The 17,541-nt window shown below is 70.9% G+C and carries 13 protein-coding genes; 11 read left to right on the top strand and 2 right to left on the bottom strand.

The features are described 5' to 3' along the window. Nucleotides 1-18: 18 nt before the first annotated feature. On the top strand, nucleotides 19-1,422 hold the full coding sequence (locus EV375_RS14150; protein ID WP_130299761.1) for a GntT/GntP/DsdX family permease: 1,404 nt from the start codon (nucleotides 19-21) through the stop codon (nucleotides 1,420-1,422). Between the two features lie 104 nt (nucleotides 1,423-1,526). Here EV375_RS14150 and EV375_RS14145 read toward each other — a convergent pair whose 3' ends face one another. Beyond that, nucleotides 1,527-2,927 carry a polysialyltransferase family glycosyltransferase gene (locus tag EV375_RS14145; RefSeq protein ID WP_130301844.1) on the bottom strand — a complete coding sequence of 467 codons (1,401 nt, stop codon included), beginning with the start codon at nucleotides 2,925-2,927 and terminating at the stop codon, nucleotides 1,527-1,529. 32 nt (nucleotides 2,928-2,959) lie between these two features. Continuing rightward, entirely contained in the window at nucleotides 2,960-3,946 is a 987-nt protein-coding gene (locus EV375_RS14140) for a glycosyltransferase family 2 protein (RefSeq protein ID WP_130299760.1), read from the bottom strand. Nucleotides 3,947-4,201: 255 nt separating this feature from the next. Here EV375_RS14140 and EV375_RS14135 point away from each other — a divergent pair, with 255 nt between their 5' ends. The 10 genes from EV375_RS14135 to EV375_RS14090 all read left to right on the top strand — a co-directional run bounded on the left by EV375_RS14135 (nucleotide 4,202) and on the right by EV375_RS14090 (nucleotide 17,460). Beyond that, entirely contained in the window at nucleotides 4,202-5,566 is a 1,365-nt protein-coding gene (locus tag EV375_RS14135; protein WP_130301843.1) for a DUF6716 putative glycosyltransferase, read from the top strand. A gap of 78 nt (nucleotides 5,567-5,644) precedes the next feature. After that, complete coding sequence (locus tag EV375_RS14130; RefSeq protein ID WP_130299759.1) at nucleotides 5,645-6,934, top strand: acylneuraminate cytidylyltransferase; 1,290 nt, start codon at nucleotides 5,645-5,647, stop codon at nucleotides 6,932-6,934. Nucleotides 6,935-6,971: 37 nt separating this feature from the next. After that, on the top strand, nucleotides 6,972-7,928 hold the full coding sequence (locus EV375_RS14125) for an N-acetylneuraminate synthase family protein (protein ID WP_130299758.1): 957 nt from the start codon (nucleotides 6,972-6,974) through the stop codon (nucleotides 7,926-7,928). A 12-nt stretch (nucleotides 7,929-7,940) separates the two neighbouring features. After that, nucleotides 7,941-9,296, top strand: coding sequence for a hypothetical protein (locus EV375_RS14120; RefSeq protein ID WP_130299757.1), 1,356 nt, complete (start codon nucleotides 7,941-7,943; stop codon nucleotides 9,294-9,296). A 116-nt stretch (nucleotides 9,297-9,412) separates the two neighbouring features. Further along, the gene (locus EV375_RS14115; protein ID WP_130299756.1) at nucleotides 9,413-10,696 is read left to right on the top strand and encodes an amidohydrolase; all 1,284 of its coding nucleotides are present in this window, start codon (nucleotides 9,413-9,415) and stop codon (nucleotides 10,694-10,696) included. A 995-nt stretch (nucleotides 10,697-11,691) separates the two neighbouring features. Next, on the top strand, nucleotides 11,692-12,723 hold the full coding sequence (locus EV375_RS14110) for a BMP family ABC transporter substrate-binding protein (protein WP_130299755.1): 1,032 nt from the start codon (nucleotides 11,692-11,694) through the stop codon (nucleotides 12,721-12,723). 114 nt (nucleotides 12,724-12,837) lie between these two features. Next, nucleotides 12,838-14,577 (top strand): ABC transporter ATP-binding protein, encoded by a 1,740-nt coding sequence (locus EV375_RS14105; protein ID WP_130299754.1) that lies wholly within the window; start codon nucleotides 12,838-12,840, stop codon nucleotides 14,575-14,577. After that, nucleotides 14,574-15,686 carry an ABC transporter permease gene (locus EV375_RS14100; protein WP_130299753.1) on the top strand — a complete coding sequence of 371 codons (1,113 nt, stop codon included), beginning with the start codon at nucleotides 14,574-14,576 and terminating at the stop codon, nucleotides 15,684-15,686. Before EV375_RS14105 ends, EV375_RS14100 begins: the two co-directional genes overlap by 4 nt. After that, nucleotides 15,683-17,050, top strand: coding sequence for an ABC transporter permease (locus EV375_RS14095; RefSeq protein WP_486588471.1), 1,368 nt, complete (start codon nucleotides 15,683-15,685; stop codon nucleotides 17,048-17,050). The genes EV375_RS14100 and EV375_RS14095 overlap by 4 nt, the downstream gene beginning before the upstream one ends. After that, nucleotides 17,047-17,460, top strand: a complete 414-nt coding sequence (locus tag EV375_RS14090; RefSeq protein ID WP_130299752.1) for a cytidine deaminase — start codon at nucleotides 17,047-17,049, stop codon at nucleotides 17,458-17,460. Before EV375_RS14095 ends, EV375_RS14090 begins: the two co-directional genes overlap by 4 nt. Nucleotides 17,461-17,541 lie beyond the last annotated feature (81 nt).

Below are 17,541 nucleotides of genomic sequence, written 5' to 3'. Positions count from 1 at the left end.
TCACGACAAGGAAGAGCCGTGCGCCGTCTCAGTGCCGAGATAATTGCCGCCGGACCGGAGCCGATAGATCCCATCAGCTCCGCCGGCAACCTTCAGCTGGGGCTCGCGGCCCTGGCCGGCATAGCCGTCATCGTCCTGCTCATCACGCGTTTCAAGGTCCACGCGTTCCTCGCGCTCACCCTCGGCACCCTCGCCCTCGGTGCCGTGGCGGCCGCACCGCTGGACAAGACCATCGAGAGCTTCTCCACGGGACTCGGCGACACGGTCGCCGGGGTCGGAGTCCTCATCGCGCTGGGCGCGATGCTCGGCAAGCTTCTCGCCGACTCCGGTGGCGCCGACGAGATCGTCGACACGATCCTCGCCAGGACGGGCGAGCGTGCGATGCCGTGGGCGATGGCACTGATCGCCGGCATCATCGGCCTTCCGCTCTTCTTCGAGGTCGGCCTCGTCCTGATGATCCCGGTGCTGCTGCTCGTGGCACGGCGCGGCAACCTCTCCCTCATCCGCATCGGAATCCCGGCGCTCGCGGGGCTCTCCGTGATGCACGGCCTGGTGCCCCCGCACCCCGGCCCGCTCGCCGCGATCGACTCGGTGCACGCGAACCTCGGCGTCACCCTCGCCTTCGGCGTGCTCGTGGGCATCCCGACGCTGGTCGTCTCCGGCCCCCTCTTCGCGCGCTTCGCGGCCAGGTGGGTCGACGTGCAGCCGCCCGAGGGGATCGTGCCGGAGCGTCCGTCGGAGGATCTGGAGCGGCGCCCGAGGTTCGCCGTCACCGTCGGGACGGTGCTGCTGCCCGTCGTGCTGATGCTGGCGAAGGCGCTGACGGACATCGTCGTCGGCGACCCGGAGAACACCGTGCAGCGGGTCATGGACGTGGCCGGCTCGCCGCTGGTCGCACTGCTCTCGGCGGTGATCGTCGCGATGTTCACGCTGGGCAGGGCCGCCGGCTTCACCAAGGGGCGGATCACCTCCACCGTCGAGACCTCCCTCATGCCCATCGCCGGGATCCTGCTGATCGTCGCCGCCGGCGGCGGTTTCAAGCAGACGCTGGTCGACGTCGGCATCGGCCAGATGATCATGGACTTCTCGAAGAGCTGGTCCGTGCCGGCGCTTCTGCTGGGCTGGCTCATCGCCGTCTGCATCCGGCTGGCGACCGGCTCGGCGACGGTGGCGACCATCTCGGCCGCCGGACTCGTCGCCCCGCTGGCCGCGGACATGAACACCGCGCAGTCGGCGCTGCTCGTACTGGCCGTCGGTGCCGGCTCCCTCTTCTTCAGCCACGTCAACGACGCCGGTTTCTGGATGGTGAAGGAGTACTTCGGCATGAGCGTCGGCCAGACGCTCAAGACGTGGTCGGTGATGGAGACCCTGATCTCCGTCGTCGCCCTGATCTTCCTGCTGCTGCTCTGGCTCGTGGTCTGACCCCGTTCGCGGCAGCGGAAGGGCCGGTGGGTACGCGTCGAAGTGCGCGTACCCACCGGCCCGTCCGCCGTCCGCCGTCCGCCGTCCGCCGTCCGCCGGTCGCGTCAGCCGAGAGCCGCGCGCTTGAGCGCCCGTACGCGCCGGGCCGCCCTGCGCACCGTCGGCCTGCGCCGCAGGAACGCGAACTGCCGCGTCCAGCCGCCCGGAAGAACGAGCGCCGTGAGGCGGCGCCGCTTGAAGTAGCGCAGAGTACGGGAGTCGAGATGCGCGGAGAGATACCGTTCCGCCTCGCCGCGCATCCCCGGCAGGATCTCCGGCTGCATGCAGAACCCCACCGTCCGCAGCAGACCCGTCAACCGGTGCTCGATCTCCGCCGCTTCCGGGATGCGCCACGCACCCGGCCCGGCATCCGGATCCGCCCCTTCGCCCGACGTCTCACCGTCGACGTCCGGCAGCAGCGCGTCGACGAGGGTGACGGGCACCCGGTTGCTGTTCTGGTACGGCGTCAGGCGCTCCAGCAGCAGGCCCGTGCCCGTACGGGCGACGCGCAGCCCGTAGAAGGAGGCGGCCGTCAGCAGGGCCGTCGAGAAGCAGCCCACGACGAGCTCCGGCCGCATCTGCTCGTAGAGCACCTCCGCGAGCACCGGAGTGTTCAGCACCCGCAGTTCGACGCCGAGTTCACCGGCCTCCTTCTCCAGCGCACGCGAGAAACGCGCCGGGGCCACCGGGTGCGGCTTGAACACCACGCTGCTGTGGCCGAGTCCGGCGGCGCCGCGCAGCATCCGCACATGAAGCTGCTCCTCCTCCTCGGGGGTGAGGATCTCCAGCGCCGACATGTACTGCCCCAGAAGCAGCGCACCGCCCCGGGGCAGGGACGTCACGCTCGGCGGAACGTCCTGCGCCAGCTCCGCCAGTACGGAGGTGAATGCGCCGGTGGGCACGACCTCGCTCCGCACGCCGAACTCCGTGAGCAGCAGCGGCTCCAGGCCCGGCAGCAGGTCGAGGTGGAGCAGACGCCCCACACGCGAGCCGACCAGCGGGTCGAGCTTGTTGCGGGTGGGCCCGTAGCTCATCAGGCCGTCCGCGTACACCTCGAGGGGAGCGTCGGGGAACAACCGGGCGACGGCGAGGGCCGGTTCGACCTGGATGGACTCCACGACGAGCTCCACCTCGTCGTCGCCCAGCCCCCACAGCAGCCGCAGATACCGCTCCAGCACGGGCACGTCGTCCGCGCGCGGCGACCATCCCCCCGGATGGAACGGGGCGATGGCATCGTTCCACGACAGCACGCGGTCGAAGCGGGTCCGCAAGCGCTCGAACCCCGGCATGGTGTCCAGCGCGGGAGTCGTCTCCGGGTTGGCGGCGTTGTTGCTGACCAGCAGCAGCCGGCGGCCGCTCCGGGGCTTCCCGTCCGGCGCGCCGGAGGTGAACTTCCCGGCGTCGATGGCGGCGGCCAGCGTCGCGGCGCCGTAGAGGGTCGAGGCGAAGAAGATCTGCGTACGCATGCGGTCGGTCCGTCCTGAGAGGTGTGTGTCGCTCACGCCGCCTCTCCCGGCGCCTGGCGGAAGAGGGCGGGACGGCGGCGCAGCCTGCGCAGCCGGGAGGCCCGCTCGACGTCCATGGAGTTCAGCGCGTCGGCAAGCGGGCCGGCGGGGAGCCGCCGGAGTGCGGCCGCACTGCGGGCACGCAGCTCGCGCTCCACGCGCGGCTGGAACCGTCCGCTGGTCAGATGGTGGGAGATGATCGCGCAGTACGTGCGCACGGCCTTCGGCAGCAGCCTGTCCGCGTCGCGGTCGCGTGCCGTCTCGTCGACGACCTGGTCGAAGGCGCGGATGAAGTCCAGTTGGCGCACGTCGCCGATCTGCGTGAGGGAAGAGGCGACGCCGCGCCTGTAGTAGACGCCCGTCATCCCGAGCGTGGCGAACGACTTGGCCTCGCGGTGCAGCCGCCAGATCCACGGGCGGTCCTCGGCGGTGCGCAGGCCGTGCGTGAAGTGGAGCAGCCCGTCGTCCAGCAGCCGCCGGTGGTAGATGCCGGCCCAGGCGTAGGCGTAGTCGACGGACGTGGTGCGCTCGGCCGGCAGGATCGCCTCCCGCGGATCCATGACCACGCCGCGGCGGCCGTGCGGGACGCGAGCGATCGTACGGGCACGTGCCGTGCAGCTGACGTGGTCGGTGCGTACGAAGTCGCAGCCCAGGTCCTCGATGGCGGCGAGCAGCCGGGGGTAGTAGCCCGGTGCGAGCCAGTCGTCGCCGTCGAGGAAGGTGAGATATCTGCCGCGGGAGGCGTCCAGGCCCGTGTTGCGGGCGGTCGCGAGACCGCCGTTGCGTTCGTGCCGCACGAGAACGGCCCCGCTCAGTTCCCGCTCGGCTTCCGCGAGAATCTCCGGGGTGTCATCCGTCGAACAGTCGTCGACGAGAATGAATTCGATGTCCTCGCGCGCATTCGCGCGTAGGCTTCTGATTGCTTCCGGGGCGTAGGACTGCACGTTGTAGAACGGCACGATGACGGAGAGATTGACCACCCGGCCGACCATAGGGCCGCCCGCGGCCCTGTTTGTGGCGCGCCCGGCAAGCGCCGGTGAACGACGCATGGCGGGACGGTGAATCCGTTTCCCCGCCGGCCAGTTGGCCGGTCGGCGGTGCGCTGTTAACCAGCTGTTGTATTTCCGTTGGGCCGGGCTCCGGAATTGCTTTCTAGCGTCGAGGACGTGCCAGCAAACATTCCTTTCGCGGCTGCCGACCATTCCGCGGATTCCGCCTCCCCGCTCCGTACGGCGGTGCTCGCGGATTCTGACACCCGCTGGAAATGGGGAGCGCTCACCGCCCGCCGCATCGCGCCCGGCGCCCGCGTCGACGGGCTGCTGCTGCGCGGGCGTGCCACCCCGACGCCCCGGCAGCTCGCCGAGGTGGGCGTCGAGGTGGACTCACTGCGGGAGACGACCGGCGCGGCCTTCGTGGGGGAGGCCGCCGACCGCGGCACGTACGACGTCGTCGTCCTCGCCTGCGTCGGCGGGGCGGTGCAGGCGATGCTGCACGGCATGGCGCACGCGGCGCGGCGCGCCTCCGCGGAGCCCGCCGAAGCGGGTCCCGGCGCCGACGTGGCCGTGAGCGGTGAGGCACAGGCAGAGGTGCGGCGCCCGGTGACCGTCACCGGATATGTCGGCGTCGTCTACGAGAAGCTCGCCGACGGGCTGCTGCTGCGCCACGGCGCCGACGTCGTCCTCGCCAACTCCCGCCACGACGCCGAGCGTTTCCGCGACGTCTACGAGGGCGCCGGCGCCGACGCGTCCGCCGTCACCGAGGGCGCACTGCCGTTCCTCGGCGGCGCGCCCTACGAAGGCCCGGGCTCCGGGCGGCCGTTCACCGTCGTCTTCGCCGCGCAGCCGTCCGTGCCCGCCGGCCGTGACGACCGTGCCTACCTGCTGCGCCGCGCCGCCGCGCACGCCCGCAGCCATCCCGGGCGCGAGGTGCTCGTCAAGCTCCGCAGCCGCCCGGGCGAACACACCACGCACATCGAGGAGCTGCCCTACCAGCGGCTCTCCGAGCGGCTGAGCGGCGGCCTGCCGTCCAACTGCCGCCTCGTCTACGGGCACATGAGCGAGGTCCTGGACCGCACGGACCTGCTGGTGACCGTCAGCTCGACCGCCGCGCTGGAGTCGCTGCACCGGGGGATCCCCACCGCCGTCCTCACAGATCTCGGCGTGCGGGAAGCGCTCGGCAACCACCACTTCCTCGGCTCCGGCTGCCTCGCCTCGTGGGACGAACTCGACGCGGGGCACCTGCCGGAGGCCGACGCCGGGTGGACGGCGCGGCAGGGCGTGCTGGCGGGAGGCGCGTACGAGCGCGCCTTCGACTTCGCGCGGGAGCGGGTGACGCGGCTCGCGGGCCGCGACCGGCTGCCCGCCGTCACCCCGTACTACACGCCCGTTACCGCACCCGGATATCTGCCGGGCGTCCTCGCCCGCTACGGCTTCGGCGCCGACGGGTCGGTGCTGCCCGGTGCGGCGAAGGCCGCCGCAGCCGAGGCCTCGACCGGGGTGCGCGCCGCCGTACGGGGCGCTGTCCGGGACGTGGCACGCGGGGCGTACCGGCACGGCGTGCAGCGCGTGGCGCCCGTGATCCGCCGCATGGGGGAGCTGTGACGGGCCGTGGCGCCGCGCGCCTGTGCGCGCCGCGCCCGCCCGCACCCCACCCCCCATCCACCGCCGAGGAGTGTTGACATGACCGAGTTGTCCGCAGCAGGGCCCGGGACGAACGCCGTGACGGCGCGCTCCCGCCGCGTACTCGCAGTGATCCCCGCCCGCGGCGGGTCGAAGGGCGTGCCGGCCAAGAACCTCGCCACCGTGGGCGGCGAACCCCTCGTTGCCAGGGCCGTACGGGCCTGCCTCGCCGCCGACCTGGTGACGGACGTGGCCGTCTCGACGGACGACTCCGAGATCGCGGCCGCCGCACGCGCGGCCGGCGCACAGGTCGTGGAGCGGCCGGGCGAGATAGCGGGGGACACCGCGACCAGCGAGGCCGCCGTCCTGCACGCCGTCGACGTCTGCGAGTCACGCTCGGGCGTCCCCGTCGACGCGGTGCTGCTCGTGCAGTGCACCAGCCCGTTCATCACCCGCGACGACATCGACGCGGTGGCCGCGGCGGTCGTCGAGGGCGGCGCGGACAGCGCCCTGACCGTCGCCCCGTTCCACGGCTTCATCTGGCGCGACGGCCCGGACGGCCCCGGCACCGTGGACGCCGCCGGCCACGGGGATTCCGCGGCTCCCGGCGACACCTCGGACACCGGCGGCTTCGGCGTCAACCATGACAAAGCGTTCCGGCCGCGCCGCCAGGACCGCCCGCAGGACCTGCTGGAGACCGGCGCCGCGTACGCCATGGACGCCGCCGGCTTCCGCAAGAGCGGACACCGCTTCTTCGGACGCACCGAACCGGTCCGCACGGACCCCGCCCGCGTCCTGGAGATCGACGACCCTCACGACCTCGCCCGCGCCCGCGCGCTCGCGCCGCTGCTCGACGCCGCGCGCCCCCGCGTGCTGCCGGGCCGCGAGGACGTGGACGCGGTCGTACTGGATTTCGACGGCACCCAGACCGACGACAGGGTGCTGATCGACTCCGAGGGACGGGAACTGGTCGCCGTGCACCGCGGCGACGGACTCGGCATCGCCGCGCTCCGCCGCGACGGTCTCGAACTGCTGATCCTGTCCACGGAGGAGAACCCGGTCGTCGCCGCACGGGCCCGGAAGCTGCGGATCCCCGTACTGCACGGCATCGACCGCAAGGACCTCGCGCTCAAGCAGTGGTGCGAGGAGAGGGGCATCGGCCCCGAGCGCGTGCTCTACGTCGGCAACGACGTCAACGACCTTCCCTGCTTCAACCTCGTGGGCTGGCCTGTGGCAGTCGCGGGAGCGCACGAGGTCGTACGCGAGGCGGCACGCGCGATCACCTCGACGCCGGGGGGCGAGGGCGCGATCCGCGAGATCGCCTCCTGGCTCCTCGGGCCGTCCCTGTAACTCACCTCAGCAAGAAGAGAGATGGAGAACCGTCCTCATGAGCACCAACCGTCTGCGCAGCCTCGGTGAGAAGACCGTCGGCCCCGGACAGCCCGTGTACATCACCGGCGAGATCGGCATCAACCACAACGGCGAACTCGAGAACGCCTTCGCACTCGTCGACGCCGCCGCCGAGGCCGGCTGCGACGCCGTGAAGTTCCAGAAGCGCACCCCCGAGGTGTGCACCCCGCGCGACCAGTGGGACGTCGAACGCGACACCCCCTGGGGCCGCATGACCTACATCGACTACCGGCACCGCGTCGAGTTCGACGAGGACGGCTACCGCGCCATCGACGAACACTGCAAGAAGCGCGGCATCGACTGGTTCGCCTCGCCGTGGGACGTCGAATCCGTCGCCTTCCTCGAGAAGTTCGGCGTGCCCTGCTACAAGGTGGCCTCCGCGTCGCTCACGGACGACGAGCTGCTGCGCGCGATGCGCGCAACCGGCCGCACCGTGATCCTCTCCACGGGAATGTCCACCCCGAAGCAGATCCGGCACGCGGTGGAGGTGCTCGGCAGCGCCAACATCGTGCTCTGCCACGCCACTTCGACGTACCCCGCACAGGCGGCCGAGCTGAACCTGCGGATGATCCACACCCTGGAGCGCGAGTTCCCGAACGTGCCCATCGGCTACAGCGGCCACGAGACCGGTCTGCAGACCAGCCTCGCCGCGGTCGCCCTCGGCGCCTGCTTCGTGGAGCGGCACATCACCCTCGACCGCGCCATGTGGGGCTCCGACCAGGCCGCGTCCGTCGAGCCGGGCGGCCTCCAGCGGCTCGTGCGCGACATCCGCACCATCGAGGACTCGCTGGGCGACGGCGTGAAGAAGGTCTACGACAGCGAGCTGAAGCCGATGGAGAAGCTCCGTCGCGTCAAGGGCGTCGTCGCGGAGGCGGAGTCGGCGGCTGCAGGCACAGGAGCCGACGGGGCCGACCGCGAGCCGGCTGCCGTCTGACGGAGCCGCCCAGTGAGCCGAAGCGGACAGGACGCGACACGGAGCCGGGGACGAAGGGCGGGCGGCACGCTCGCCTTCGTCGAGAGCCCCGTACAGCTCCTCAACGTCCTGGAGTGGGCGCACTCCGCGGCGGTGATCTCCGCCGCGCCCGGTCCCGTTGAGGCCGGACCGGCGGAGGCCGGCGTGCGGGCGCCCGGCCTCACGGTGGTCGTCCTCTCACCCCACGACCCCATGACGCGTGGCCAGTTGCGCCGCGTCGCGGAGCTCGCACGGGACGAGGGCGTCGCCGTGCGCTGGGAGGAGGCGCGCGGCGGGCCCGTCGCGCCGGTCAAGACCATCGGCTCGCTGGCGCGTGAACTGCGGCGTGCGCGACGGGTCGTCATCGGCGACCCCTTCTCGCGCTACGTGCAGCTGCTGCTCACGCTCACCTCCGCGCGCGACGTCGTCGTGGTCGACGACGGCACCGCCACCATGGAGTTCGTCTCCCAACTCGCCGGCGGGGAACGCCTGGTGCGATGGCACCGCAAGGGCTCGGCACCGGCCGGTCCGCAGGCGGCCGCGCAGGCGGTCCTCTTCGCGCCCTTCGCGCGCCGAGCCCGCTCGCGGCTCACCCCCGGGGCCGCAGCGCCGCAGGCCTCGCCGCCCCAGGCATCGCCGCCACAGGCAGGGGAACCCGAAGGCCGTGCCCCCGACGCCGTCCGCCGGGTCGAGATCTTCAGCTCGATGCCGGTGGACGCCTCCGACGCCCGGCTCCGGGAACTCGGCGTCACCGTCGCCGCCAACGACTTCGCCTGGACCCGCTCACGCTTCGGCCCGCCCCGGCTGACCCGCGGCACCGACCTCGTCGGCACCTCACTGGTGGAGACCGGAGTGGTGGACCTGGAGCGCTATCTCGAAGGAGTCACGGCGCTGGCCCGGGAACACGGAGCCACGCGCTACTTCGCCCACCGCCGCGAGAGCAGCGAGAAGCTCCACCGGGTGCAGAAGGCCACGGGCCTCGAGATCGTCCGGCCCGATCTGCCGCTGGAGCTCGTCGCCCGCCGCGGCCCCATCGGCCGAACCGTTGTGAGCTTTCCTTCCACCGTCGTGCACACCCTGCCGCTGGCTCTGGCCGGTACGCCCGTCTCGGTGGCGGTCTGTGAGGTGGACCGCACGTGGTTCACGGCGGGCGCCTCCCCCCGCGCCGAAGGCTTCCTCTCCGGCGTCACGGACAGTGCGCGCCGGGCGCGCAAACTGGGAGACACCGGGATTCAGGGGGAGGGGGCGGGCCGTACGATGGCCGGGCCCGCACCGGCGGAGGCGGCACCGGCGCCGCAGCAGCCTTCGCGCACATCGGTCTCCAGAGAGGCGGGCCAGGCGAGCGCGTAGGTATACCCATCAGCATCAGGACATAATCGCCATCCTGAAAAATTTTTGTCCCCTGAGGGGCTGAACTTTCCGACATCGGCAGCATGTGGTGGCCTGAAAACGCCTACCCTGCGGATATGAACAGAGTCCTGTCCCCTGAGCCGGAGGTGGACCCAACCGGCGAAGCAGCAGTCGAAGCAGCCTTGCTGGGCGTGGTGCCCGAACTGCCCGGCAGACTTTCCGACGAGCTTCGCGAGGAACTGGTCGCGTTCCGGCGCGACCTTCACATGCATCCGGAACTGGGCAACCAGGAGTTCCGCACCACCGCCGCGATCAAGGCCCGCCTCGAACAGGCCGGGCTGCGACCCCGCATCCTGCCGATGGGGACCGGCCTCGTCTGCGACATCCACCCCGGGCTCGCCGAGCGCTGGGACGGCGTCCGTCCCATGCTGGCGCTGCGCGCCGACATCGACGCGCTGCCCATCCCCGACACCAAGTCGGTCCCGTACCGGTCGACCGTCCCCGACCGTGCGCACGCCTGCGGCCACGACGTGCACACCACGGTCGTGCTCGGAGCGGGATGCGTCCTCGCGGACCTCGCCCGCGCCGGCCACCTGACGCGTTCCGTGCGGCTCCTGTTCCAGCCCGCCGAGGAAGTTCTGCCGGGCGGCGCCACCGACGCCATCGACGGCGGGGCGCTCGAAGGCGTCGGCCGCATCCTCGCCGTCCACTGCGACCCGCGCGTCGACGCCGGCCGCATCGGGCTACGCCCCGGGCCCATCACCTCCGCGTGCGACCGCGTCGAAGTGAGCCTCAGCGGCCCCGGCGGCCACACCGCGCGCCCGCACCTGACCACCGACCTGGTCACGGCGGCCGCGAAGCTCGTCACCGAGGTGCCCGCGCTGCTCTCCCGCCGCGTCGACGCCCGCGCCGGGATGGCCCTCACGTGGGGACGGATCGAATCCGGCCACGCCTGCAACGTGGTGCCGCAGCGGGCGGAGCTCTCCGGCACACTGCGCTGCCTGGACATCGTCGCCTGGCGGGACGCGCCCGACCTTGTGCACGCCGCCATCGACGAGACGGCCACCCTGCACCGCGCCAAGTCGGAGATCACGTACGTGCGGGGAGTGCCGCCGGTCGTCAACGAGGCAGGCACGACCGAGCTGTTGCGTACGGCGATGACGGCGCGGCGCGGCACGCCCACGGTCGAGGACACCGAACAGAGCCTGGGCGGCGAGGACTTCTCCTGGTACCTGGAGCACGTCCCCGGCGCGATGGCCCGCCTCGGCGTCCGCCCCCCGGGGGACCGCCACCCGCGAGACCTCCACCAGGGCCACTTCGACGTGGACGAGTCGGCCATCAAGGTCGGCGTCGAACTCTTCACGGCCGCGGCTCTCCTGGACCCCCCGGCCCCTGCTTGACGGGTCCGGCGGGTCCGGGTGTCGCCGGGGTTGGCCGTGTTCGCTTCGGGTTCGTGGTTGGTGCTGCTCCGGCTCGTGCGGGGTGCGCGTGGGGTTCGTGGTGGGTGCGCGTGGGGTTCGTGGTGGGTGCGGGTGCGGGCCGTTCCGGCGGGTGTCCCGGGGCGGCATGATTTACCTCCCTGAACCGGATGGGTTTCTGTACGGCCCTGCATATAGCGGTCCGCAAATCACGTTTAAGCCCCGTGCCCCCCGCCTGCACGTCCCGCCCCCTCCGGCCCGTCTCGCGTCTGCCGCTCTCGTCCACCTCTCCCCTCCGGGCGGTCCGGTTGGCTGGAGGGCCCCCGCCCGCCACTGGTCCTCTGGGTCACTCGCGCAGGTTCGTCCGGTGGCTCAACTCCCTTGCCGTGTAGACGGGTTCACTGGGCGTTGGGACGGGGTGCGAGCGGGCCCGGTGTCCGTCCGCATGGTGCGGCGCGATCTGTGGCGGTCTTCGAGGATGACGGGCACGGGCCCACAGCCCCCCGGGAGAACTGGGGGTCTGGGTGGCCCCCGGGGGAGAGCCACTGGACCGGCGGGAGGGGGCGGGACGCGCAGGGGGGCATGGACGGGCCATTGGGGTCTCCCCAGCGAAGCGTGGGGAAGTGATTTGCGGACCGCCATATGGAAGGCAGCACAGCACTCCGTGACGGTTCAGGGAGGTAAATCATGCCGCCCGGACTTGCCTCCCGGAGCGGCACGCCCCCGGCACCACCCACCCACCCCAGGCGCCCCACCCACGCACCCCGAGCCGCACCCGCCCACGCACCCGCCGCCCCGCGCCGCGCCCCCGCGCGCAGCGTCGGGGGCCGCGGCGCCGTTGTGACCGGGGGCGCAGCCCCCTTGGCACCGATCCGATAACAGCATTCCGGCAAGTCTTTACGTGAAATCTACGCGCGTTAATCTGTGCCGGAAGCCAGCGCCGGAAGAGGCGCTCCATGAGCCGAAGGGGACTCCTCTTGCGTCGGGTAACCAAGCTTGCAGCCGCGGTCGCCACCACCGCGGCCCTCGCCCTGACCGCCACCGCGTGCGGTGAGAGTTCTACACAGTCCGCCGGCAAGAAGGACAAGGGAGTCGGCCTGGCCTTCGACGTCGGCGGGCGTGACGACCATTCCTTCAACCAGGCGGCGGCCCGTGGCGTCGACAAGGCCAAGAAGGAACTGGGCGTCAACTTCAAGGAGATGACAGCCAGCAACGACGAGACCGAGGCGGACCGCGAGCAGCGAATAACTTCGCTCGCGAAGGCCGGATTCAACCCGGTCATCGGCGTGGGCTTCGACTACGGCAAGTCCATCAACAAGGTCGCCAAGAAGTTCCCGGAGACCACCTTCGGTGTCGTCGACTCCCCCTCGGAGGGGAAGAACGTCGCCGGTCTGGTCTTCGCCGAGCACGAGGCGTCCTACCTCGCGGGCGTCGCCGCGGCGAAGAAGACCAAGACCAAGGAGGTCGGCTTCATCGGCGGCGTCAACAACGCGCTGATCCAGAAGTTCCAGGCGGGCTTCGAGCAGGGCGTGAAGGAGACCGACCCGAAGGTCAAGGTCACTTCGCAGTACCTGTACCCGACGAACACCAAGGGCTTCAACGACCCGGCGGCCGCCAAGGACAAGGCCAAGGGCATGCTCGACGCCGGCAACGACGTGATCTACTCCGCCGCGGGCCAGTCCGGTGTCGGCTCGATCGAAGAGGTCAGCAAGAAGAAGGGCACCTGGGCGATCGGGGTCGACTCCGACCAGTACAACCAGCCCGGCCTGGCGAAGTACAAGGACGCGATCCTCACCTCCGCCGTCAAGAACGTGGACGTCGCCGTCTTCGACCTGGTCAAGAGCGTCGAGGACAAGAAGCCGATGAAGGGCACCACCGCCTTCGACCTGAAGGAGGACGGCGTTTCGCTGGCCACTTCCGGCGGCTTCATCGACGACATCCAGGACGACCTCGACAAGGCGAAGCAGGACATCGTCGACGGCAAGATCAAGGTCAAGGACACCCCGTGACCCCGCTGCCGGTCCGCCGCGAGTGAGCGCGGGCCGGCAGCGACTCCCGTGCACGGAACGGGAGGCGGTACGGATTCCGGGATCGGGCGTATCCGCAGGCCTTGCTGCTTGTGGATGCGCCCGCGACCGTCCCGCCTCTGCCTGTACGGGCCGAACCCTCCACTGAACAGCAGCGTTTCGGGAGAGTGCGTCATCTCAACGTCCAGCAGCAGCCCCCCGGCGGCCGCAGACGCGGCGGGCACCGGCAACGGCTCGGCCTCCCGGCCCGCCGTCGAACTGCGCGGCATCACCAAGCGGTTCCCCGGCGTCGTGGCCAATCACGACATCGTCTTCACGGTCCGCCGTGGCACCGTGCACGCCCTCGTCGGTGAGAACGGCGCGGGCAAGTCGACCCTGATGAAGATCCTGTACGGCATGCAGAAGCCGGACGAGGGCACCATCACCGTCGACGGCGAGCAGGTGTCCTTCGCCACCCCCGGTGACGCCATCGCGCGCGGAATCGGCATGGTGCACCAGCACTTCATGCTGGCGGACAACCTCACGGTGCTCGAGAACACCGTGCTGGGCGCCGAGGGCCTGTACGGGATCGGCGGACGCGCCCGTCAGAAGATCAAGGAACTGTCGGACGCGTACGGGCTGGGCGTACGTCCCGACGTGCTCGTCGAGGATCTGGGCGTCGCCGACCGGCAGCGTGTGGAGATCCTCAAGGTCCTCTACCGGGGCGCGCGGACGCTGATCCTCGACGAGCCCACCGCGGTGCTCGTCCCGCAGGAGGTCGACGCTCTCTTCGAGAACCTGCGGGAGCTGAAGGCCGAGGGCCTCACGGTGCTGTTCATCTCGCACAAGCTGGGCGAGGTGCTCTCGGTCGCCGACGACATCACCGTCATCAGGCGCGGTACGACCGTCGCCTCGGTGAAGCCGGAGGAGACGACGCCGAAGCAGCTCGCCGAGCTGATGGTCGGCAGCGAACTGCCCTCGCCCGAGACCCGCGAGTCGACGGTGACGACCGCACCGATGCTGACCGTGGAGGGGCTGCGGCTGTGCGCGGCCGACGCGGACGGCCCGGTGCGTGAGGTCCTGGACGGCATCGCCTTCACCATCCACAAGGGCGAGGTTCTGGGCGTCGCGGGCGTCGAGGGGAACGGGCAGGCCGAACTCGTCGAGGCCGTCATGGGGATGCGCGCGCTCGACGCCGGCACCGTCACACTCGACGGCAAGGACATCACGGCGCGCTCCACGCGTGAGCGGCGCGAGGGCGGCATCGGTTACATCCCCGAGGACCGGCACCGGCACGGGCTGCTCCTGGAGGGCACCCTCTGGGAGAACCGCATGCTGGGGCACGTGACCGAGGCGCCCAACAGCAAGGGCCAGCTGCTCGACATCGCAGGCGCGCGGAGGGACACGGCACGCATCGTCTCCGAGTACGACGTCCGCACGCCGGGCATCGAGGTCACCGCGGCCTCCCTCTCGGGCGGCAACCAGCAGAAGCTGATCGTCGGACGGGAGATGAGCCACCACCCCAAGCTGCTCATCGCCGCGCACCCCACGCGGGGCGTGGACGTCGGCGCCCAGGCGCAGATCTGGGACCAGATTCGTGAGGCACGGCGCGAGGGCCTGGCGGTGCTGCTGATCTCCGCGGACCTGGACGAGCTGATCGGGCTCTCCGACACCCTGCGCGTGATGTACCGCGGCCGCCTCGTCGCGGACGCCGACCCCGCCACCATCACACCGGAGGAGTTGGGCTCCGCCATGACGGGCGCCGCCAGCGGCCACCTCGAACACACCGACGGGGACGTGCGGGACTCCGCGCCGGACGCCGTTCCGGGACAGCGGGAAGGGGGTGCTGAGCGGTGAAGAAGTTCGACAAGGACCGGCTGGTACTGGCGGTCGCCGCGCCGCTGCTCGCGATCGTCGCGGCGCTCGTCATCACCTCCGGAGTCATCCTGACGACGGGCAAGGACCCGTTCTACGCCTTCTACGTGATGATCGACTTCGGCTCGAAGAGCGACAGCCAGGTCTGGATCATCAACAAGGCCATTCCGTACTACCTTTCCGCCGTGGCCGTCGCGATCGGCTTCCGGATGAACCTCTTCAACATCGGCGTCGACGGCCAGTACCGGATCGCTGCCTTCTTCGCCGCCGTCGTCGGCGGTGCGCTGACGCTGCCCGGCATCGTCCAGATCCCGGTGATCATCCTCGTCGCGATGGTGGTCGGCGGGATCTGGTCCAGCATCGCGGGGCTGTTGAAGATCACGCGGGGAATCCACGAGGTCGTCACCACGATCATGCTGAACTTCATCGCGGCCTCCACCATCGGCTACTTCCTGCAGGACGGCAGGCTCGCGGTGAAGGACGGGAACCTCTTCCACACCCCCGACCTCCCGGCTTCCAGCCACTTCTTCACCATCCCGACGAACCCCGACCCGGTGTGGGGCACCGTCGTGATCGCCGTGCTCGTCGGCGTCGCCTACTGGTTCGTCCTCGGACGTACGCGGTTCGGCTTCGACCTGCGCGCCGTGGGCCGTTCCGAGTCGGCGGCGTCCGCGAGCGGTGTGAGCGTCAAGCGGATGGTGGTCACGTCGATGGTGCTCTCCGGCATCATCGCCGGCCTGGTCGGTATGCCGACGCTGCTCAACACGTCGTACAACTACGGCTCCGACTTCCCCGCGGGCATCGGCTTCACCGGCATCGCCATCGCCCTGCTGGGACGCAACCACCCCGTGGGCATGGCGCTCGGCGCGCTGCTGTGGGGTTTCCTCGAACGCACGGGCACACAGCTTGAGTTCGAGGAGTACGCCCAGGAGATCGTGGGCGTGATGCAGGGCGTCATCGTCCTGTGCGTCGTCATCGCTTACGAAGTCGTACGCCGCTACGGGCTGAGCAGGCAGCAACGCCGGGTCGGCGAGGAGCTGGCCGCCCGGGCCCGCAAGAGCGCGAAGAAGAAGGCGGAGGTGTCCGCGTGAGCACGAACATCACTGCCAAGGCCGGAGGGAACGGCACCGGCACTCGCGGCGAGGGCGGTGCGAACGGCAAGGGCAACGGCGACGGGAAGAAGCGCGGAGAAGGGAACGGCACCGCCGCCCGCAGGCCCGGCGGCGAACGCCGCAAGCTCTCGTACCCCGTCGTGCTGCTGATCGTCGCCGGGGGGCTGGTCGCTCTCTCGCTGCTGCGCATGGTGACCGGATCGGACCAGGTCACCTCCAGCGGCCAGTACTCGAGCGCGCTGGCCGCGGCCGTGCCCATCGGCCTCGCGGGGCTGGGTGGTCTGTGGTCCGAGCGTGCGGGCGTCATCAACATCGGCCTCGAAGGCATGATGATGCTCGGCGCCTTCGCCGCGGGCTGGATGGGCTGGCAGCACGGGCCCTGGGTGGCGGCGCTGGCCGGAATCGCGGGTGGCGCACTCGGCGGCCTGATCCACGCGATCGCCACCGTCACCTTCGGCGTCGACCACATCGTCTCCGGTGTCGCCGTGAACATCCTGGCCCTCGGCGTTGTGCAGTTCCTCGCAAAGCTGTGGTTCGGCGCGGAGGGCAGCGCCGCCTCCGACGCGGGAGGCAACGACAAACAGTCCCCGCCGATGGAGGACATGCCGACGTTCACGGTTCCGGGCCTCGCCGAGGGGCTCCAGGCGGTCGAGAAGCACCACTGGTTCCTCGTCTCCGACATCGCGGGCATACTCGGCTCGTTCGTCAGCAACGTCTCCTGGCTGACGGTTCTCGCCGCGGCCCTTTTCGTGGGCAGCTTCTACGCGCTGTGGCGCTCCCCGTTCGGGCTGCGGCTGCGCTCGTGCGGTGAGAGCCCCGTCGCCGCGGAGACCCTCGGCGTGAACGTCCTCAGGTACAAGTACGCGGCGGTCACGGTCTCCGGCGCGCTCGCCGGGCTGGGCGGTGCGTTCCTCGCGATCGGCGTGCACATCTACCAGGACCAGCAGACCGGCGGCCGCGGCTACATCGGCCTCGCCACCATGATCTTCGGCAACTGGCGTCCTGGCGGCGTCGCCATGGGCGCGGGCCTCTTCGGATTCATGGACGCGCTCCAGCTGCGCGCCGGCGGCCCGACGGTGCACGCGCTGCTGCTCCTCGTCGCCGTGATGCTGGCGGCGCTCGCGTTGTGGAAGCTGCGCAAGGGCGGCATGGTGCAGGCCGCGATCAGCGGCGTGACCGCAGTGGGCCTGCTGGTGTGGTATCTGATGACGGACACCGTCCCCCTGGAGTTCGTCGAGATGAGTCCGTACATCACCACCCTTCTGGTGCTGTCGCTCGCCGCGCAGCGGCTGCGGCCACCCAAGGCCATCGGAAAGTCCTACCGCAGGGGGCAAGGCACATGACGACCGTCCCGGTCGGCTCCGCGGATGTCGACTGGGCGGCGCTGCGGGAAACGGCCCGGGAGGCGATGTCCCGGGCCTACGCCCCCTATTCGGGGTTCCCGGTCGGCGCGGCGGCGCTGGCGGACGACGGCCGCACCGTCTCCGGCTGCAACGTGGAGAACGCCGCCTTCGGCATGACGCTGTGCGCCGAGTGCGGCCTGGTCTCCTCGCTGGTCGCCTCGGGCGGCGGCCGGCTCACCGCGTTCACCTGCGTCGACAAGCACGGTGAGCTGCTGATGCCGTGCGGACGCTGCCGTCAGCTGCTGTGGGAACACGGGGGCCCGCAGCTGCTGATGGAGACCGGGGGCGGCATCCGCACGCTGGCAGATCTGCTGCCGGACGCGTTCGGCCCGGCCGACCTGAAACGCTGAGCAACCGGGGCAACTCACCCGCCTCCGCGGCCTGTTCCTCCTCCCTGTCCGGCCCCCTTGTATGAAGGAGACTTCCGCTCA

The organism is Streptomyces sp. CNZ301 (genome assembly GCF_004217425.1).
The sequence above is the reverse complement of the archived record's forward strand: the minus strand, read 5'-3'. Positions and strand labels throughout refer to the sequence as shown.